Source organism: Kosakonia sp. ML.JS2a (assembly GCF_025642095.1).
GTDB lineage: Bacteria > Pseudomonadota > Gammaproteobacteria > Enterobacterales > Enterobacteriaceae.
In genome coordinates this window covers 2,964,937-2,981,368 of the sequence record NZ_CP106754.1, presented here as the reverse complement: position 1 = coordinate 2,981,368, position 16,432 = coordinate 2,964,937, and the positions used below count along the sequence as shown (strand labels likewise).

Annotated in this window: 27 protein-coding genes; 10 read left to right on the top strand and 17 right to left on the bottom strand. The window is 50.0% G+C overall.

All coding sequences use genetic code 11. The annotated features are described in order from the left end of the window. Positions 1–2: 2 nt before the first annotated feature. The 13 genes from add to N7922_RS14090 form a co-directional block, all read right to left on the bottom strand. The gene (gene add, locus N7922_RS14150; protein ID WP_263096899.1) at positions 3–1,004 is read right to left on the bottom strand and encodes an adenosine deaminase; all 1,002 of its coding nucleotides are present in this window, start codon (positions 1,002–1,004) and stop codon (positions 3–5) included. A gap of 114 nt (positions 1,005–1,118) precedes the next feature. After that, positions 1,119–2,348 (bottom strand): site-specific integrase, encoded by a 1,230-nt coding sequence (locus N7922_RS14145; RefSeq protein ID WP_317633841.1) that lies wholly within the window; start codon positions 2,346–2,348, stop codon positions 1,119–1,121. A gap of 2 nt (positions 2,349–2,350) precedes the next feature. Further along, entirely contained in the window at positions 2,351–2,569 is a 219-nt protein-coding gene (gene xisR, locus N7922_RS14140) for an excisionase family protein (protein ID WP_263096897.1), read from the bottom strand. A 429-nt stretch (positions 2,570–2,998) separates the two neighbouring features. Next, complete coding sequence (locus N7922_RS14135; RefSeq protein ID WP_411554141.1) at positions 2,999–3,223, bottom strand: TraR/DksA family transcriptional regulator; 225 nt, start codon at positions 3,221–3,223, stop codon at positions 2,999–3,001. After that, positions 3,220–3,822 carry a BREX-1 system adenine-specific DNA-methyltransferase PglX gene (locus N7922_RS14130; protein ID WP_263096895.1) on the bottom strand — a complete coding sequence of 201 codons (603 nt, stop codon included), beginning with the start codon at positions 3,820–3,822 and terminating at the stop codon, positions 3,220–3,222. Before N7922_RS14130 ends, N7922_RS14135 begins: the two co-directional genes overlap by 4 nt. Further along, positions 3,819–4,046: a hypothetical protein gene (locus N7922_RS14125; protein ID WP_263096894.1), complete on the bottom strand. Its 228-nt coding sequence runs from the start codon at positions 4,044–4,046 to the stop codon at positions 3,819–3,821. The genes N7922_RS14130 and N7922_RS14125 overlap by 4 nt, the downstream gene beginning before the upstream one ends. Beyond that, entirely contained in the window at positions 4,043–4,708 is a 666-nt protein-coding gene (locus N7922_RS14120; RefSeq protein ID WP_263096893.1) for an MT-A70 family methyltransferase, read from the bottom strand. Before N7922_RS14120 ends, N7922_RS14125 begins: the two co-directional genes overlap by 4 nt. After that, complete coding sequence (locus tag N7922_RS14115; RefSeq protein ID WP_263096892.1) at positions 4,701–4,862, bottom strand: DUF1317 domain-containing protein; 162 nt, start codon at positions 4,860–4,862, stop codon at positions 4,701–4,703. The genes N7922_RS14120 and N7922_RS14115 overlap by 8 nt, the downstream gene beginning before the upstream one ends. Positions 4,863–4,875: 13 nt before the next feature. Next, positions 4,876–5,589 carry a hypothetical protein gene (locus tag N7922_RS14110; RefSeq protein ID WP_263096891.1) on the bottom strand — a complete coding sequence of 238 codons (714 nt, stop codon included), beginning with the start codon at positions 5,587–5,589 and terminating at the stop codon, positions 4,876–4,878. 10 nt (positions 5,590–5,599) lie between these two features. After that, positions 5,600–6,265, bottom strand: coding sequence for an ATP-binding protein (locus N7922_RS14105; protein WP_263096890.1), 666 nt, complete (start codon positions 6,263–6,265; stop codon positions 5,600–5,602). A gap of 3 nt (positions 6,266–6,268) precedes the next feature. Next, positions 6,269–6,925 carry an exodeoxyribonuclease X gene (gene exoX, locus N7922_RS14100; RefSeq protein ID WP_263096889.1) on the bottom strand — a complete coding sequence of 219 codons (657 nt, stop codon included), beginning with the start codon at positions 6,923–6,925 and terminating at the stop codon, positions 6,269–6,271. A 141-nt stretch (positions 6,926–7,066) separates the two neighbouring features. Next, positions 7,067–7,462, bottom strand: coding sequence for a hypothetical protein (locus N7922_RS14095; protein WP_263096888.1), 396 nt, complete (start codon positions 7,460–7,462; stop codon positions 7,067–7,069). A gap of 654 nt (positions 7,463–8,116) precedes the next feature. Beyond that, the gene (locus tag N7922_RS14090) at positions 8,117–8,464 is read right to left on the bottom strand and encodes a hypothetical protein (protein WP_263096887.1); all 348 of its coding nucleotides are present in this window, start codon (positions 8,462–8,464) and stop codon (positions 8,117–8,119) included. A gap of 208 nt (positions 8,465–8,672) precedes the next feature. On the opposite strand from N7922_RS14090, the gene N7922_RS14085 reads away from it, so the two are divergent. The 4 genes from N7922_RS14085 (at position 8,673) to N7922_RS14070 (ending at position 10,572) form a co-directional block, all read left to right on the top strand. Then, complete coding sequence (locus N7922_RS14085) at positions 8,673–8,855, top strand: hypothetical protein (RefSeq protein WP_263096886.1); 183 nt, start codon at positions 8,673–8,675, stop codon at positions 8,853–8,855. Between the two features lie 359 nt (positions 8,856–9,214). Beyond that, the gene (locus N7922_RS14080; RefSeq protein WP_263096884.1) at positions 9,215–9,496 is read left to right on the top strand and encodes a DUF2622 domain-containing protein; all 282 of its coding nucleotides are present in this window, start codon (positions 9,215–9,217) and stop codon (positions 9,494–9,496) included. 601 nt (positions 9,497–10,097) lie between these two features. Beyond that, the gene (locus N7922_RS14075) at positions 10,098–10,268 is read left to right on the top strand and encodes a DUF2767 family protein (protein WP_317633840.1); all 171 of its coding nucleotides are present in this window, start codon (positions 10,098–10,100) and stop codon (positions 10,266–10,268) included. Between the two features lie 46 nt (positions 10,269–10,314). Continuing rightward, positions 10,315–10,572, top strand: a complete 258-nt coding sequence (locus N7922_RS14070) for a hypothetical protein (protein WP_263096883.1) — start codon at positions 10,315–10,317, stop codon at positions 10,570–10,572. Positions 10,573–10,599: 27 nt separating this feature from the next. On the opposite strand, the gene N7922_RS14065 is transcribed toward N7922_RS14070, so the two are convergent. The 4 genes from N7922_RS14065 to N7922_RS14050 form a co-directional block, all read right to left on the bottom strand. After that, on the bottom strand, positions 10,600–11,106 hold the full coding sequence (locus tag N7922_RS14065) for a hypothetical protein (protein WP_263096882.1): 507 nt from the start codon (positions 11,104–11,106) through the stop codon (positions 10,600–10,602). After that, positions 11,103–11,408, bottom strand: coding sequence for a hypothetical protein (locus N7922_RS14060; protein WP_263096881.1), 306 nt, complete (start codon positions 11,406–11,408; stop codon positions 11,103–11,105). The genes N7922_RS14065 and N7922_RS14060 overlap by 4 nt, the downstream gene beginning before the upstream one ends. A gap of 175 nt (positions 11,409–11,583) precedes the next feature. After that, positions 11,584–12,042 carry a hypothetical protein gene (locus N7922_RS14055; RefSeq protein WP_263096880.1) on the bottom strand — a complete coding sequence of 153 codons (459 nt, stop codon included), beginning with the start codon at positions 12,040–12,042 and terminating at the stop codon, positions 11,584–11,586. Between the two features lie 34 nt (positions 12,043–12,076). Then, positions 12,077–12,736, bottom strand: coding sequence for a LexA family protein (locus N7922_RS14050; protein ID WP_263096879.1), 660 nt, complete (start codon positions 12,734–12,736; stop codon positions 12,077–12,079). A gap of 6 nt (positions 12,737–12,742) precedes the next feature. Between N7922_RS14050 and N7922_RS14045 the strand changes: the two genes are divergently transcribed. The 6 genes from N7922_RS14045 (at position 12,743) to N7922_RS14020 (ending at position 16,432) form a co-directional block, all read left to right on the top strand. Beyond that, the gene (locus N7922_RS14045) at positions 12,743–13,054 is read left to right on the top strand and encodes a helix-turn-helix transcriptional regulator (protein WP_411554140.1); all 312 of its coding nucleotides are present in this window, start codon (positions 12,743–12,745) and stop codon (positions 13,052–13,054) included. 40 nt (positions 13,055–13,094) lie between these two features. After that, positions 13,095–13,634, top strand: a complete 540-nt coding sequence (locus tag N7922_RS14040; protein ID WP_263100910.1) for a toxin YdaT domain-containing protein — start codon at positions 13,095–13,097, stop codon at positions 13,632–13,634. 12 nt (positions 13,635–13,646) lie between these two features. Beyond that, entirely contained in the window at positions 13,647–13,796 is a 150-nt protein-coding gene (locus tag N7922_RS14035; protein WP_263096877.1) for a hypothetical protein, read from the top strand. Between the two features lie 181 nt (positions 13,797–13,977). Next, complete coding sequence (locus tag N7922_RS14030; RefSeq protein WP_263096876.1) at positions 13,978–14,796, top strand: ParB/RepB/Spo0J family partition protein; 819 nt, start codon at positions 13,978–13,980, stop codon at positions 14,794–14,796. Further along, positions 14,793–15,749, top strand: coding sequence for a replication protein (locus N7922_RS14025; RefSeq protein ID WP_263096875.1), 957 nt, complete (start codon positions 14,793–14,795; stop codon positions 15,747–15,749). The genes N7922_RS14030 and N7922_RS14025 overlap by 4 nt, the downstream gene beginning before the upstream one ends. Beyond that, positions 15,746–16,432 carry a replication protein P gene (locus N7922_RS14020; RefSeq protein WP_263096874.1) on the top strand — a complete coding sequence of 229 codons (687 nt, stop codon included), beginning with the start codon at positions 15,746–15,748 and terminating at the stop codon, positions 16,430–16,432. The genes N7922_RS14025 and N7922_RS14020 overlap by 4 nt, the downstream gene beginning before the upstream one ends.

Genomic DNA, 16,432 nt, shown 5'->3' with positions numbered 1-16,432 from the left:
CATTACGCTGCGGCGACTTTATCGCGAAGCGCCTGTTTCTCGCTGTCGCTGAGAAACGCCATCTCCAGCCCGTTGATTTGCGCCTGGCGGATCTGCTCGCGGCTCAGTCCTGCTGCCGGGGCGGCCACATTATATTCGTGACCAATTTCCACGCCCTGAACCGCCGGATCGTCGGTGTTGATGCTGGCGAGAATACCGTGCTCAAGGAACGTTTTCAGCGGATGACGCGGCAGCGACGCGACGGTGCTGGTCTGAATATTCGATGTCAGACAGGATTCGATACCGATTCGCTGCTCCGCGAGGAAATCCATCAGTGCGGCATCCTCAATGGCTTTTACGCCATGCCCGATGCGCACAGCGCCCAGTTCACGGATCGCCTGCCAGATGCTCTCCGGACCCGCGGCTTCGCCCGCGTGCACGGTGATGCGCCAGCCTGCGTCGCGCGCGCGGTTAAAGTGCGGCAGAAACAGACTCCCCGGGAAGCCCAGTTCGTCTCCGGCCAGATCCAGTGCAGTGATGCCATCCCGATGGGCCAGCAGCGCTTCCAGTTCCTGCAAACAGGCGGCTTCACCAAAGGTGCGGCTCATAATGCCAATTAAACGCGCCTCAACATTAAAGTCGCGACTGCCTTCGCGGATCCCGGCAATCACCGCTTCAACCACGCCAGCCACCGGCAGGTTATGGGTCATGGCCATATAACCTGGCGAGAAGCGGAGTTCGACATAGTGCAGGCCGTTTTGCGCGGCATCCTGCATATTTTCATACGCAACGCGGCGGCAGGCATCCAGTGACGCCAGCACTTTTACTCCCCAGTCGAGTTTGGCCAGAAAACTCACCAGATCCGGTTCATTAGAGGTGACCTGAACATGCGGGCGCAGAGTGTCGAGCGTCCCGGCGGGGAGCGTTAAATTGAACTGGCGGCCAAGATCCAGAATGGTTTGGGCACGGATGTTGCCGTCAAGGTGGCGATGAATATCAGTTAGTGGCAGGTTGGGATCTATCATGGTCGCACTCTTATTTTTGATAAAGTGCAGAGCATTATACAACACATCAGTAACCCATTAAAAATAAACATAAATTCATGAAAATGAAAAACAAAAGGGGCATATAGGGGGCAATCAGCACAATTTGCTGTTCAACATTGAAATCTGGCCCTGATCCTCTTCGCTCATCCATTTCGCATAAATTCTGTACACCATGCTGGCATTCTTATGCCCCATCTGGCTGGCAATAAAGGAAGGAATTGCGCCAGCGGACAATGACCAACACGCATATGTGTGACGAGACTGGTATGGCACGCGGCTGCGAACTCCTGCCTTCCTGAACCCTTGCTTCCAGCTATACGCCAATGCATTCTTCGAGTAGTAAGGATTTGGTATCCTGCCTTTCACGATAGGCCTGAATACAAAACGAACCTGCTGCATCTCCAGGCGGGAGTATTCGCGGTGATGAAAAGTAATTTCTGTTGGCTGATCTTTGCCTGTCAGTTCGAACTGAGCACGCAAAGCCTCGACTGCTGGTTTCAACAGTGTAATGCTACGGACTCCGGACGCTGTTTTCGGTGGTCCAAACTGGTCGTAGTTATTCAGATTCCGCGAAACATTGACTTTACCTGATTCGAAATCAACATCATCCCATCCTAAGGCGCAAAGCTCACCGTGGCGCATTCCGGTGAAAAATGCCACCTGCCAGAAGTAACGAAAAGACAGCGGAAGTATAGTGATAAATTTGTCGTACTCTTCTCGGGATAGTGGATCAGGCACCTTTTGTGCGAGCTTCAATGAAGCTATGTCATCAAACGGGCTATGCGAAATGACGTGGCTGCTTTTAGCAAATTTCAGCATCGCGCAAAGGATTCTGATCTGCTCATTGACTGTGGCCGGTGCTCGCCCGGTTTTATTGAGGTGAGGCAATGTGTCATTGTTAACCGTCCCCAATAACAACGATTTTCTGTATCTAAGGATGTCCATTTGCTGGATATCGGCAATCAGGGTTTTGCTTCCCACTAGGGCGATAAGGGTCTTGATAGCAGACTGCATATTCCGCAACGATGCATAAGTCATCTCAAGCTCTTTTGTCTCGACGAATGCGGTGCAGAGCTCTTCAAACGTGTTGATACGAACCGTTGTGGAGAATTTTTTCGCATTTTTTGATGATGGAAATTGCAGAGCGTAATCGAACGACCCAAGCTGGATTTCGCTGGTTATCTTTGCCCTTAACTGTCCAGCTTTTTTTATGTTGGTGCCAGTTGTTGCCCACCCTTTGAGTATTTCCCGGCAGCGTACGCCACGATAAATGAACCAGATCCTGATTTTCCCATTGTGAACTTCCACTCCGGTTGGCGCCACTGTCACGACTCCTGAACAAAGCTGTTAATTTTGGGGATGTTGTACCAAAGGGTTGCCCGGGGAGAATTGTTATCTCCTTCGGTTTGCGCCACCCGTTTAAAGTGAACACCTTCGATCCAACGATGAGCGCGATAGCTGGTAACCTGCCGCTTTGAGAGACCGGTTCTCTCACACAGCTTTGCTTCGACTACCCAGTCTTCATTAAAAATTACCTGCGCCATAGAGAACTCCTGACACCGGCGCGAGTATACCCGCGTCGGCAGCGACGTGTTGATTATTAGAAATCAGTAAAAGAATGCCGACCGCAGGCGGTAAGACATGAGGGAAATTAATCAGGTTTTATTGGTGATCAGCACCCAACAAGCGACTCAGTGAATCACCTGTAAGCTGCATTAATCAACAACGTGTTACTTAAAGAGGGATTTGATGAATTGATACGTGATAATGATGATGATTAACGTCAACACGAGAGGCCAAAACATTACAAGAATAAGATTTGTTGCGGCAGAGGTGTCATTTTTCCCACGGAAGTATTGCCTCTCATAGCAACCAGATAAGCCAACCACAATGACTCCAATGGCTATGTATAGCCAAGGTGCTAATTCCATCAAACCACCATCAATTAATTAGTTTTAAGAGATATTAATCCATCACATCTCCTTCTGCTTATTCTTCAGTTCGATAATCCCCTGACACTCAGCGCACGTCTGACAGCTAGGAACGTCAATTCGGCGCGCTTCCGGTATCGGATCGCCGCACTCTTCGCAATGTTCCGCCGATACCGCGTTACGGTTGATACGGTGTGCCTGAATGGCCTGGCTGATGTTCTGCTCTACCAGCTCGTTGGCCTGGTCGATGATTTCTGATGGCATCATGCACGCTCCGCCATGATTTCAGCTTTCCTTTCGTCCGTAAGAATATCGTCTGAAACGATAGCGGCAGCATTCCCTGCACTCCATGATATAGCTGGGCTTTCACGTAGCGCTTTATTCAGTGCCTCAGCCGCTTGCCAGATTTCCTCCGGAATATCGTTATGGTCACCACCATCAGGGATAATCTCCTGTAAGTGGTCATTCATATCGATTTCTGGCGGCATATTGGGTTTACAAATGACCAGGCGAATTTCACTAGGCAGCAAGTTGTGTTCTTCGCAGTAATCTACCAGGTCGCTAATATCGAAGAAGTACATATCGTCATCGAAAATGACAAGCGGTTCGCCTTTCCATACTTGCTTTTCCATTTCATCGAAAGTTTTTTGACGAGCTTCCTGATGGCATATCTCACACCAGAAGTTTTTTGCATGGATAGGGTGCTGATCCGGCTTGTTTTTGCACTTGCGGTGAGTGGCGCCAGACCAGCGCGCGGCAACTTCATCTTTACCCCAGAACCGTCCATAACGGTCAACCCAGCCAGTGACGGTTTGAATGCTTGCTGCCTCATCACTGTCCATCATTACAATTTTTTCGGTGTTCATGATTCCACTCCATAGCGCCCATTCATTCGCCCAATGCTGCTAACGAAAGCCACCAGGCTGATGCCCATCGGCTCAATTTTTTTGTGATGCCGTTTGAGAATGGCAGGGACGATGTCATTCCATTTCGGCTTTGGCCGGGCTTTCATGGCCTGGCGGATTTCATCGACGCATTTACGACCCTGCGCGCGGATGGCGTTTTCGATTTCTGGTGTCGTTTGCATCATGCTGCTCTCCATCCGTTTTTGAAGATGGGCTGAACATTGCCAGGGAAAATCTCTACATCTGGCGACTCAGCCTGATTACCCCAGTGATGCCAGCCTGGCGCAGCGCTACGGCTGAATAGCTCGATGCGCGGCACATCGCCATAAAGCAGCTCAAGGCGGTGGCGTACCTCCCATGGCTTTTCGCTGTGTTTGCCAAGCGGGCTATAAACCACCTGTTTGATTCCGGCGTTAAGGCGTTCCAGCCCGGTGCCGCAGGTGGCGATCAGCACATCTTCGGTATTGGCTCTGGTGTGGTTGCCGCCGTTCATCCGCGTTTCGGCGTTAAGTAAGTCGAGGAAGTCGTAAAAATCGGCGACATCACCTTCAGTCAGCGCTTTATTGATGCGCTGCTCGGCCAGTTGATTCAGCTTCACCCACGTAAAGCCTTTCATGGTGCGCACGGTAAAGCCCCACGCCTCTGCCAGTTCGATAGCCTCCTGGTTATGCGTGCCGGTGTACCACATCGCCAGCACGGCATTTTCGGAGGCCAGTTCCCAAACAGGGAGGCGCTTAAGGTCGATCAGCTTCATCGTGTCGTAGTGGTCGCGTGCGGCTCCGTTGCTTGCGTTGTTGCCATAGCTCCACGGCGGGTCGGCATAGATGAGAGAGTATTTATCAGTCATTCAGACCTCTCTTTTGATCCAGTTCTTCGGCCAACCGCTGCGCTTTAATGGGGTTGGCGATCACCTCACCCCATGGCATTAACCAGCCTTTTTTGACAGCAATAAAGGGCAGACGCACCGCGCCAACCCTTATATCGTCGTGCGAGTGCGTCATAGTGCCGCCTCATTCAGAAGGGGATATCGTCATCAAACTCGGGCGCAGCTTGCTGTTGTGCATGCTGTCGCGCGGCCTGCTGGAGACGTGAATCTGGAACAGAGTTGGGATCGTGAGATTGATTTCCCCAGCCGCCATTGTTCTGGCCGCTATTAGCTCCCCATCCACCGCGAGAGGAGTCATGCGGCCTGCGCTCATCTTTGTCTTTCATGGTGCGCTCAAGCGTGGCAATAGCTTCAGCTTGTGTTTTTTCAGTGAACTCTTTGTAAGTCAGGCGAGTTCCAGGCTGGAAAACATGGCGTACTTCAAATTTGTAGCTGTCGCTGCCATCCTGCTTAGTAGTGAGGAGTTTTTGCAGGAACAAGCCAACGCGTTTACCTTCCAGTTCTGGCAGGAACCACTCAGGTCCGTTTTGTCCATTGCGTTGTTGCGCGGTTGCGTTCTTAACCTGAGCAGCCCACATAATGGCGGCGATCAGACCCATACCAAATGTCTGGCTGCCATCGCGACCGAGAAAGTTGATACGCAGGAAGTTTGCTTTCTGACCGTCAGCGTCGAGCGAAAGAACCAGCGCCTGCGACTGTGAGCCATCCTTACCGAACTCATACACAGCCGAGGTGATAATTCCTTCGTATGCGCCGGTTTCAGAAATGCCTGCGGATGATCCTGCTTTGAGTGCTGCCTCAGCAGACTGCTGGTTCCAGGTGAAGCTAATTGGTTGGTTCATGGTTTTTCTCTTATAAGTCAGTGAATTCAGAAATTGCGTTGTCGAAGGCGGCGAGGTCGTTATCCATGTCATTCACGCCCGGGCCGAACAGGTCAGGGGGGCATTTCACGGTATCGTTGTCGTCGCCCTTCAACAGGAAGAGGTGTTTACCGTCGCGCTTGATGATGCGCAGAACGATAGGGAAGTAGCCTTCGGGGGTGAGCTTTTCGTTAAGCATCTTGCCGACGGTCTTCATCCTGATTTTCCCTTCGCTTTCTTCTGTGTGGGCCAGGAAGTAAACGCGGAAGTCGTCAGGTAATTGCGTGGCGGCTTCTATGATTCGCCAGGCATGCTCTGCCATTTCGGTGAATTTGGTGTAGCCAGTTTCGTAAGCGCGATCCATGTTTTCGTGCTGCATGATGGCCTGGAAGTCATCAATGATGAGCATCCTGCGACCGCTGCGCGCTGCGTTTTGTATCACCTCAAACAGGTGCCGGGCATTGCGGATGTCAACGACGTTACCGCGCTGGATTGTGTTATCCGGTAGGCGTTTGCCGTGTAGTTTCCAGCCGGTATTGCGGAACGGAAGAGCCTTACGGATACAGCGTGCGAGAATGGCGTTTTCCGGGTTAACGTTGCGGATGCTGTACGTCTTGCCATACCCGGAGTCGGCAAGGATGAGTGTCATTACCGCCATAGATTACCCCTTAAGCCAGTGTTTGATGGTGAAAAGAATGTCTTCGTCATCGCTGTTGCCAGATAACCAGCGGAGATACCCCGGATCGACTTTGGCGATCTCTTCGAATGTCAGACCTTTGTGTTTACCAAAGCGGATCGACTTCAGAAGAGAAGGGTTGTTGGAGATGGCGCGCATTTCGCCCATCGTCCACTTCGCCAGGCGGCCCATATACAGGAGCAGTTCGGCCGTCACATAGCAGTCATAGAGCGCGCGGTGTGCGTAGAAACCTTCCGGTAACTCTGGTTTCAACCCAAGGCTGTAGCGCAGATACTGGTTGCTGTGGCTTGGATGGTCAGGGAATAGGGTGCGCGCCAGCTTGGCGGTACAAATCCAGGGTGCTTCGATTTGGGGAAGTTTCGAACGGTCAAATTTAGCATTATGAGCGACGTAGGCAGTCGCTCCCATGTAACGATGAATCACTTCGCTAATCAGCGGGGCGTTCGCGACCATATCTTCCGTGATGTGGTGAATCGCCATAGCCTCAAAGCTGATCGCTTCTGTGGGCTTAACAAAGTCGCTCATCGGATTGCAGATCACCCCGTCCACGATATCAACGCTGGCGATTTCCAGCACACTGCCTTCGAGGCTGGTGGTCTCGGTATCAATCACACGCAACATTTTCTTTTCCTTCAGTCATTGCGTCGTTCACTGCATCGAACTCCGCCAGTTGTCGGGCCATGCTTTCGAGGTCGGCTGGTTGAAGCCCATATTTGATGCAAAGCATTGCGATAATCAGGAGGCCGTTATCACGGCTTGCATTCACCATTTTCGGCGTCCAATCTGTGGCTTCTGGTTCGGATGGCGAATGAAGTAAAGCTGCGCGCAGCCGCGGTCTTTGCAGAAATTACCGTTGCTGCGACTCATGTAGGTTTCGATGACCTTTACTTCGCAGTCATGCTTGTCACGCAGTCGGAGGCAAAAATCACAGCGCACTGAGTTGAGATACTCAGTAGCAGTTTGAAGGAATATTTTTTCTTCAAAGCTGACGCTATTGCCGCGCGAGTCTGTGTACTCGATCATGGTCTCCGTGCATCCGGCTGCATTAACAAAAGTTCCGCGCCCGGAGAGCTTCACAATTTGCCCGCCAAATTTAATGCGAGTGCCGTTCGGCATTGCTGCCAGTTTTTCAGGGGTTAAGCGTGGTAAAGCATCCATAGGTCACCTCAATAAAAGGTTGTGCGAACCCCGCCCGCGTAATGCCAGGCTGGTCGGTTGATTTAACTAACTTGATTAATCAGCGCACTGGAGCAAAATGTCCTCAACGAAACGGCATGCAAAGGTGGTCATATGCTGATTGATAAGTTGAATCGCTCTCCGATGTACCCGACAGCTGAAATGGGTAAGCGATCGAAGCGGAATCATTGGTTTGTGAGAGAAAAGGGAAGTGACCAGCCTTACGATCAGTCATGGTACGACTGGTGGAAGTCTCGCTCTCTCGGCTTGGGTAAGAATGGACATATAGCGTGGCGTTCTACATGTATCGCAAAAAACGCCCCCGATCCGTTCAATCCACCAGGAGGATTTGATGTGGACTTCAAGGCACCGGACGGGAAGATATATCACCTTGAGTTTACGTTAGCCCCGCATGGACCAAATAAGTGACTACCTAATGGCTTAGCCCATTACCTCGACCATCGAGATAAACCTCAACGAGCAACTCTTTTGTGTAGGTTCGCTCGCAGCCTCGGTGAAGATATAACTTCCCGCGTTTGTGTGCTGATGCAGTCCAGGTTGAATCTTTATACTTTACGAGCATTCCTGGCTGCACAGCGCCGCGATTAACTGTTTGCGTACCATAATGATGAAGGCTCACGATTTCACCTCCACGATGTGACGGAATCCTGCGAGTACCATGTAGTCGCGATTCATGGTGAACGCATTGCGTGGGCAGTCAACTTCCGACAGCTGCCAGTGATGACCATCAGCAAGCGGTCGTACTGTGTACTGCTTGCCTTGGTGGGTGACGACAGGAGAGTTGCTCATGGCTTTCCTCTCCTCAGCGGGACGTTCAGCTTCCTGCTCCCACGCTTTACGCATGAAATCTTCGCTGAACTCCATTTCAGGAGCCTGGACGAATGAGATATACGCTTCTTCCTGGCAGTTTGTGCAGTAACCAGAGCGGATTTTGCAGCCGCAATTTTCACAATGCGTACTCATAGTTTCCTCTTCGCCTTATCGCCGGCCAGCGGAGCTATTAACCTTTGCGCATAAAAAAAGGCGCTGGATGGGCGCCTGTGTTTGTCATAACTAAGCCGCCTCGGTGAAGCGACTGAGGTATAAACTCAAGAATAATTTGCAGGTGAAAGGGGGGGGCGTGAGGTTCTGATATAGTCATTCAGTTAAATCAACTACATAAGGAATGAAAATGAGCCAAATTATCGTTGGTGATAAAGTCACTCTTCGCCATAAACCAGGTGTTTGGGGCACTGTTGAGAATTTAAATAATCCAACAACGCCTCAGTTAACTCGGTTTGATGTTCGTTACCAAAACGGAGTTGTTGAGCGTGGGATGACTCTTGCAAACATTGATGAGCACAAACCAATCTAAAGCAACCTCATCGTGTGCCCCGGCATAATCCGGGGCTGAATATTGGTTTTCAGTTGTCACTGTTACCTGTTACATAACTCCTCCGATTCAGTGCGCCGCTTTAAGTTGGCCGCGGCTTGACGTCAATCTTCGATGTACTTGTAAACCGTGTAAGCAATCAGCACCATCATCGAAAGACCAACCATGATGAGCAGTGCTTTGCATATAAGCAGTCCTGTGAACATGATGACCTTCTGATAGTGGCTGAGTAGGGGTTATGCCGGGATGTTTACCCGCGCCCGGCGCGTGGTTTCCTTGCTTTCCACAACCAAAGGAAAGTCGTAGACTGCTGTTTCCATAGTCAATGTAAGGTTGTTTTTATGGCAAACTTTCTGGTGCGTGTAGAACTTTATGATGCAAACTCAGAGCATTACGATGCTCTCTACGAAAGGATGAGAGCGATAGGGTTTCATAAAGAAGTAAACCAAGGCGGCAATACTTACGACCTTCCTACTGGTACCTACGTTGGAGCTTTTAATGTCGACTCTCAGGCAGTCCGCAAGATGGTTAGCGCAATAGCAGATCAGCTCTCCTCGAAAGCCGCATCTGTTTTTGCCTGTTCATTTGATGACTGGGCAGGATTCTTATATCCCGCTTCCTGATACCTCCTCACCGGTAACTTATTGTTTGGTTGCCTGCTCTCCTGTGCCGCCAACGGCTTCACTTTCCCCCTCTGGCGGCGCTTTTCTTCCCGATCACGGTCGAACTTGTCATTCATCAGCAGCGCTTTTGGTCAGGGTAAAAAGAAATAAAAATCTTTATAAAGCGCCACTGAATGACGCTTGAAAAGACTTTTGAATTTACTCTGCAAATCGTTATGCCCTCCGCTTTGATCGCTATGCTGGCGTATGTCTTGCCTCGCCTGTAGCACCATCCATGATGTCGCAGGGAGCGATCGCACTGCGCAATGTCCGTCCGATTTGCAGAGCAAATTTCCGAGTTGTTAAAGAAGCAGGCTGACTCATGTCTGCCGCGGCTTAACTTCCGGTGGCCGCATCGCTGTTTCGTTGCGATGAGTTGAATATACAAAACGTATTCATTAGGTGCAATACAAAATGTATACTATGTTTGCGGTTTATGGGTAACATTTTGTATTCATGACTGTTATTTTTAGTCGACAAAGCTGTTGTGCTTAAAAAAACATCAATTACTGAGGTGGATGACATGGCATACAATTAGGAATCAGCAAGACGCTATAGAGAAATGTGCCGGATTGTTGGCGATGTAGTGTTTGCGATGGTTGCTGGAGGGCATGAAACCAAGAAGGTGGCTATAGCTGATGTTATCAGAACGGAGATGACGAAGGGAGCTGATAAGTGGAATCCGGATCAGTTGCAGTTGATGGAACTTGCGGTGGAGCTTCTGGAAGAGTAGGGCAATAAAAAACCGATGGCTGGTAAGTTTATGTAAAGGAATTTGTGTGGTAGGTAATTTATTTTTGTTTGTGCCTTTTCATAAGTCGCATGATAGGTTGTTGTATCTTTTTGGAGGGGGCATTATGAGTGATTTCAGAGTCGGAGAAGTGGTTGTTGTTAAGAAAACAAAAGAAAAGGTAAGGATTGCAGATGTCAGGAAGACCAACACTGTCGTGGGTCCGCATGTTGATTACTGGTGTGAGTATGTTGAATCAGGTAAGGGAGCGCAGCGGTTTGCCCCGGCTGATTTGACGAGAAACTAAAAGTAAAAACCCGGCTCGGTGGCCGGGTTAGTTGTCTTTAGATAGTTTTCCGTTTATCTCAGACAAGCTATTAGTGATGGCTTGAAGCTGATTTGTTATAGCCGCATTATCTGCCTTAGTTTCGACTCTTGCAGATTCAAAATGCGCATCAGTAGCTGATCTTAAACCATCAACCTTGCTGTCAATTTTGCTATCCAGACTTGCCCTAGATGCCTCTATGCGCGACTCCGTCCCTGATCTATAAGTCTCGAGTTTGTTATCTAAATGGGCATACATAGCCCACGCGCCACTTAGCGCAACAGCCAGGAAACCAATACCCAGCCACATCGCAGATTTGAAAGTGAGGGGGACCTTGAGATGCGGCATTTCTGGCGTAGTCACTATCTCCTCCTCAATTTGAATGGTTAAAGCCTCTGCGACTAACATGATGTCGCCGTTATGATTCTCAAGTATACCTGTTTTTTGGTGGTGAGATGCAGACTTTCGAGTTGTGTCGAAAAAGAACAAATCATCATCAAAGCATGTGTTTATCATGGTTTATTCTTATGCAGCCACTCGGCGACCTTGTTGGTATTGATGAGTTTCATCTCTCCGCAGGTTTGGCACATGAGGAAGAAACACCAAATCCCAGCACCCTCAACGAAAGGGATTGGTAGCGTTACAATTACTGGCTTGTTTTTATCGCTTGGACTGGCGTTAATTGTCCACTCAGTGCCAGAACAGACAGAGCAAGTAACGTGCTGATATTTGTTAAATGAATTCATATAGCGCTTAAAGTCAGAAATTGTTGTATTCATAACAATCTCTGGCACGTTAATCTGTTTTTCCTGTGTCATCTTCCCTCGCTCCCACTTCATTACAAGCAACTGCCAGAATTAGGCATAGTTCTGGATCTTATCCATAATTCCTGTCCGTCTGCTGCATCACCAAAGCATCTCTTCTTGTTACCAAACCAGTCAGCCTCTCAAACCAACCCAGCGATGATGCTTAGCGCGGGAATGGGATCAACCACTAATTGGGGATTATCTGAGCAGGTGAAAGATTCGGTAAACCTTTTGCCTTTCGTGACTTGTTCACGTTTTTTACCAGATATTTTTTTACCTTAACCGGGTAGCCTACACTTGCACACGAAGCCGCAATGACCTCTTGATCTAGAGGCTTATCATCAGCGTAGTTTTTATCCATAGACAAAGCTCTGTATTCTCCCTTGTCATTTTTCGTTAACATGACAGAGAAAAGTTGATTTCCTGTATAGGCGCCATAAGAATTTTTCGCATTAACTAACCCACAGTAAAGGCTGTTTTTATCAGTCTCAGGGAAGTCTCCGTGTTCGAAATGTGCTGAGTAAGGGTCTTTTAACCCTTCTTTAACAGTTGACTCAACAGCAATGATTTCATCTGGTATCAACTCTCTTGAATGTGCGTTCACCGTAAAGAAGATAGCGGCAGTAAAAGCCAAAATTTTTCGCATATCCATATCCCATCAACTTTATGTTTATCGTTATTCAGATTAGCCGCAATTTAGTTTCAACAGCGACACCAATAATCCTGCAGTTACCATTGATAGGTACGAGTGGCCATTGAGGGTTTAGCCCTTTCAGGTAGCGCAGAGAGCCATCAATCACCAGCTTTTTGAAGGTGGCTTCGTTGGAATCAGAAAGTTTAGCGACCACCAGGCTACCATTGACTGCTTCACGGCCAGTATCGAATAGAACATATGTACCTTCCGGCACGCTTAGTCCTGCTGGTGAGGTCATTGACTCACCTTCAACCAACAGCCAAAACGCATCACCTTGGATATGAGCATTTGACTCCAGCCAAAGGTCTATTTCCTTTAGCGTGTAAGGCTCCATGGCTTCACTCCATGATCCAGCCTGCACGCTGCTTAAAACAGGGTATCTTTTTCCTGGGGAATATGGACTCACATACGCCACGTCACCTTTAAGATTCTCGTCGAGAATCAAACCTCCTGCCCCAACTGAAAAGTTTTTCTTACCAAGAAAGGAAAGGATCTTCGATATCTCTGAAAGGCTTGGCTCTCGGCGTTCATTGAGCCAATGACTTACAGCACCCTTTGTTACCCCAAGATGCTCCGCCAGTTGTTCCTGATTAATGCCCTGACTTTTCATCAGGGACTTAGCTAAGTCGTACCATTTCATAGTCATACCTGAATGATACAAGTTGTATATTTTTACGCTACTCACAAAATGTATATTTTGCTTGCGAGAAAAGAATACAATATGTATATTTATTCCATCTTATGGGAGGTGCTAATGAACAACCTTAGAAACATCCGCCAACGGATTGGCCTGACACAGAGCCAGGTAGCAATTGAGCTGGGATTAACAACTGGGACCATTTGTCATTACGAGAATGGCCGCAGGGGATTAAGCGTCGATCAATGCCGAAAGATTGTGGCTGCGCTTAACAAGCACGGTGCCGCAGTTGGCATTGATGACGTTTTCCCACCACTTGCAAATTAACTGCCGCCTGACCGGCGGCCTTAACCCCAAGGGAATGCAAATGCAATCACTTGCTTATCAACAGAGTAACGGATTCAGTCCGGCCGCGATGATAAATCGCGCTCAAACAAAACAGGGGGAATATCACGACGCCATACGCGATGCGGTACGCGCCTGGTCAGCTTCCGCAGGTCAGGACGTAGTCGCTGCGCTTATCGTCGAAGAATGGCGTCAGCGAGGCGGGGAGGGGATCAGCTTTCCAGATGATATATCTCGGCAGCGTCAGAAGCTGTTTCGCTTTCTCGACAACCGCTTTGACAGCGAAGAGTACCGTCAGCGCGTTCAACAACTGACACCGGCGATTTTGGCAGTTCTGCCGCTTGAGTATCGTACTCGCCTGATCGGAACCGACTGCAAGCTGACCAGACTGGCGCAAGCAGAGAAAGAAGTTGCCGAGGCGAAACAGGCTGTGATGCTTGATGCGCCGGAACATCAGAAGTTGAAAGAGGTAAGCGAAGGCATTGCGTCGTTGTTCAGGCTTATGCCGGAGCAGGTAGGCCCGCTTATGACGATTGTTACGTCGATGCTCGGCGCTGTGTAACCGGAGCAAACCATGAACCACATCGAATTTATCGAAAAGAACGTGCGTGAAGAACTTATCCGCCAGGGCTTCGCGGTATCGGTGGCTCAGGGGGGGGGCATGGCAGGCAGTAGACATGTACAAGCGCATGTCACAGGCCAGCAAGAAGGGGGGAATGTTTGATGATGTTATGCGACACGCAAAGCTGTGGGCTGAAAAACAGACCGGCTCAACGGAACGGAAAGAACAGAAGCGCAGTAAGCATGGAAATCAGCAAGGGCTGTTCTGAAATGGCGAAAGCCGCGGTGCTCGAACACCAACGGCTTTCTATGCGAAATGACTGGATCAATTCACAGGATTAATTATGAGTTCACTCTACCAGCTTTACAAGCAGAAAGACAAAAACGGCACCGGAACCGCCGTTAACAAAACTTACGTCGTGCCGCTGAGCGAGTTGTATGTCGAACCTGGCTTCAACGTGCGTGAAATTGACCAGGAGCATGTCGCTGAATTCCGCGATGCGTTCATTGCCGGTGAATTCGTTCCGCCTCTTGCCGTTCAGGTCACAGAACGGGGCGTAAAAATCATCGACGGTCACCACCGCTATTACGGTGCGCTGGCAGCCACTGCTGCCGGTACCGAAATTGCGCGCATCGAATGCAAAGACTTCGTTGGCTCTGAAGCTGACCGTATCGCCTTCATGATCACCAGTAGCCAGGGTAAAGCACTGTCTCCGCTGGAGCGTGCCGCAGCGTATCAGCGCCTGGTGAATCAGGGGCGCACCCCGGTGGAAATCGCGAAGATGGTGAAACGTTCTGTAGGAGACGTTGACCACCACCTGCAACTGCTGTCCTGCGGTGATGAACTGATCGACATGGTGAAAGCTGGCGAAGTCTCGGCCTCTACCGCCGTCGCTCTCTCCCGCGAACATGGCGCACAGGCAGCATCCGTGGCAACCCGCCAGATGGACAAGGCCAAAGCCTCCGGCAAAAGCAAACTCACCCGTAGCGCTGCCATCCCCCAGTTATCCCCGTCGCGTGCTCGTCGTCTTGCTGAGCTTCTGGCTGATGCAGAAATCGAAGATAACCGCCTCACAGTGGTCTCTGCGGCGCTGGAAGAGGTTATGGCAATCATCGATGAGCAAAAATCTATGATGCGCGACAGCGGTTGGGAGGAAGCGTGAACACTGCTGAAATTCTCAACTTTCCCGGTGCCGATCTGGGAATACAGGAGCAACGCATGGCCGACACAGACGATGGTTATACCCGTCTGGCGAACGAGCTGTACGAAGAGCTTATCGGTGCAAACCTGACTAAAAATCAGGCCAAGGTGGCTCATGCTGTTTGCCGTAAAACCTACGGGTTCAACAAGAAGATGGACCGCATTGCTGATACTCAGATTGCTGAGTTAACCAGGTTACCACGCCAGAAGGTCAACGCAGCCAAAAAAGAGCTGATCAGCATGCGAGTTCTTGTCGAGGAAGGGGCGTTAATTGGCCCGAACAAAAACCTCAGTGAATGGGATATTCCTGCTCCCAAATCGGGGCCAAATCGTCACCACCGTAGTGACAGTCACCATGATAGTGACAGTGTCCCTACTATGGTGACAAAAAGTGTCACCACCGTAGTGACAGACATGTCACCACAACAGGGACACACAAAAGACACTATTACAAAAGACAATAAAGACATTAAAAGATCTTCGTCGAAGAATTCTCGCGAATTCACTGACGACCGTCTGAAGAAATTTTTATCTGCTCATCCTGAAGCGGTGATTTACACACCGTCAGGTGCCAAGTGGGGAACCGCTGACGACCTGAAGGTCGCAGAGTGGATCGCCACCCGTGTGAAGAAAATCAACCCGACCTGCAAAGAACCTGACCTGAAAGCCTGGGCGAATGACGTTCGCCTGACGCACCAGATTGACGGGCGCACGCATCGTGAGATTTGCGATCTGTTCGACTGGGCCAGCAGACACCACTTCTGGCACAAAAACGTCATGTGTCCTGGCAGCCTGCGCAAGCAGTGGGACAGGCTGACGATGGAGCGCGCAGAAACTGGCACAGCCTCCACTGGTGCCGGAAAACCGAAGGTTGACCTGAACAACACTGACTGGATCAACGGGGTGAAACTATGAAGCCACTCGCAGAGCAGATGCACAATTTCGATCGTGAGCAGATGCGACGCATCGCGTACAACCTGCCGGAACAGTACGACGAAAAGCCAGCGGTTGAGCAGGTTGCGCAGATCATCAACGGTGTTTTCACCCAACTCCTCGCAGCGTTCCCGGCAGCACTTGCTGGACGTGACCAGACCGAGATGGATGAAATCCGTCGCCAGTGGGTGATGGCGTTTGCCGAGAACGGAATTACCACCATGGAACAGGTAAGCACAGGTATGCGTGTAGCGCGCCGCCAGTCAAAACCATTCCTCCCTTCACCCGGTCAGTTCGTGGCCTGGTGCAAACAGGAAATGCGTCCATTTGGCGTTTCGGTCGATGACGTCATGGCGGAGTTCAAGCAGTGGCAACGACTCATTTTCAAATATCCGAGCAGTGAGCATTACCCATGGTCTCAGCCGGTCATGTATCACATCTGCCTCGAATTGCGTCGCCGAAGCACCGACGGTCAGCTCAGTGAAAAAGAGCTGAAAGTGGTTGCTGGTGAAGTGCTGGCGTACTGGGAAAAACGTGTCGACGCTGGTCAACCGATTCCCCCTGTCAGGCGATCACTTCCGGCACCGAAAGCAGAGCAGGGCCCAACCCCGGCGCAACTGCTGAAGGCCAAATACGACCACATCAAAAATAACGGGAAGGTGTGA

Bases quoted from the DNA above. Each gene is read 5' to 3' on its own strand.
- N7922_RS14120 (WP_263096893.1), bottom strand. From the start codon at position 4,708: ATGACTGATAAATACTCTCTCATCTATGCCGACCCGCCGTGGAGCTAT.
- N7922_RS14020 (WP_263096874.1), top strand. From the start codon at position 15,746: ATGAAGCCACTCGCAGAGCAGATGCACAATTTCGATCGTGAGCAGATG.
- N7922_RS14065 (WP_263096882.1), bottom strand. From the start codon at position 11,106: ATGATAAACACATGCTTTGATGATGATTTGTTCTTTTTCGACACAACT.
- N7922_RS14030 (WP_263096876.1), top strand. From the start codon at position 13,978: ATGAGTTCACTCTACCAGCTTTACAAGCAGAAAGACAAAAACGGCACC.
- N7922_RS14060 (WP_263096881.1), bottom strand. From the start codon at position 11,408: ATGACACAGGAAAAACAGATTAACGTGCCAGAGATTGTTATGAATACA.
- N7922_RS14110 (WP_263096891.1), bottom strand. From the start codon at position 5,589: ATGAACCAACCAATTAGCTTCACCTGGAACCAGCAGTCTGCTGAGGCA.
- N7922_RS14035 (WP_263096877.1), top strand. From the start codon at position 13,647: ATGAACCACATCGAATTTATCGAAAAGAACGTGCGTGAAGAACTTATC.
- N7922_RS14080 (WP_263096884.1), top strand. From the start codon at position 9,215: ATGGCAAACTTTCTGGTGCGTGTAGAACTTTATGATGCAAACTCAGAG.
- N7922_RS14125 (WP_263096894.1), bottom strand. From the start codon at position 4,046: ATGATGCAAACGACACCAGAAATCGAAAACGCCATCCGCGCGCAGGGT.
- N7922_RS14055 (WP_263096880.1), bottom strand. From the start codon at position 12,042: ATGCGAAAAATTTTGGCTTTTACTGCCGCTATCTTCTTTACGGTGAAC.
- N7922_RS14135 (WP_411554141.1), bottom strand. From the start codon at position 3,223: ATGATGCCATCAGAAATCATCGACCAGGCCAACGAGCTGGTAGAGCAG.
- N7922_RS14130 (WP_263096895.1), bottom strand. From the start codon at position 3,822: ATGAACACCGAAAAAATTGTAATGATGGACAGTGATGAGGCAGCAAGC.
- N7922_RS14090 (WP_263096887.1), bottom strand. From the start codon at position 8,464: ATGAGTACGCATTGTGAAAATTGCGGCTGCAAAATCCGCTCTGGTTAC.
- exoX (WP_263096889.1), bottom strand. From the start codon at position 6,925: ATGTTGCGTGTGATTGATACCGAGACCACCAGCCTCGAAGGCAGTGTG.
- N7922_RS14085 (WP_263096886.1), top strand. From the start codon at position 8,673: ATGAGCCAAATTATCGTTGGTGATAAAGTCACTCTTCGCCATAAACCA.
- N7922_RS14075 (WP_317633840.1), top strand. From the start codon at position 10,098: ATGTGCCGGATTGTTGGCGATGTAGTGTTTGCGATGGTTGCTGGAGGG.
- N7922_RS14050 (WP_263096879.1), bottom strand. From the start codon at position 12,736: ATGACTATGAAATGGTACGACTTAGCTAAGTCCCTGATGAAAAGTCAG.
- N7922_RS14105 (WP_263096890.1), bottom strand. From the start codon at position 6,265: ATGGCGGTAATGACACTCATCCTTGCCGACTCCGGGTATGGCAAGACG.
- N7922_RS14115 (WP_263096892.1), bottom strand. From the start codon at position 4,862: ATGACGCACTCGCACGACGATATAAGGGTTGGCGCGGTGCGTCTGCCC.
- N7922_RS14095 (WP_263096888.1), bottom strand. From the start codon at position 7,462: ATGGATGCTTTACCACGCTTAACCCCTGAAAAACTGGCAGCAATGCCG.
- xisR (WP_263096897.1), bottom strand. From the start codon at position 2,569: ATGGCGCAGGTAATTTTTAATGAAGACTGGGTAGTCGAAGCAAAGCTG.
- N7922_RS14045 (WP_411554140.1), top strand. From the start codon at position 12,743: ATGATACAAGTTGTATATTTTTACGCTACTCACAAAATGTATATTTTG.
- add (WP_263096899.1), bottom strand. From the start codon at position 1,004: ATGATAGATCCCAACCTGCCACTAACTGATATTCATCGCCACCTTGAC.
- N7922_RS14040 (WP_263100910.1), top strand. From the start codon at position 13,095: ATGCAATCACTTGCTTATCAACAGAGTAACGGATTCAGTCCGGCCGCG.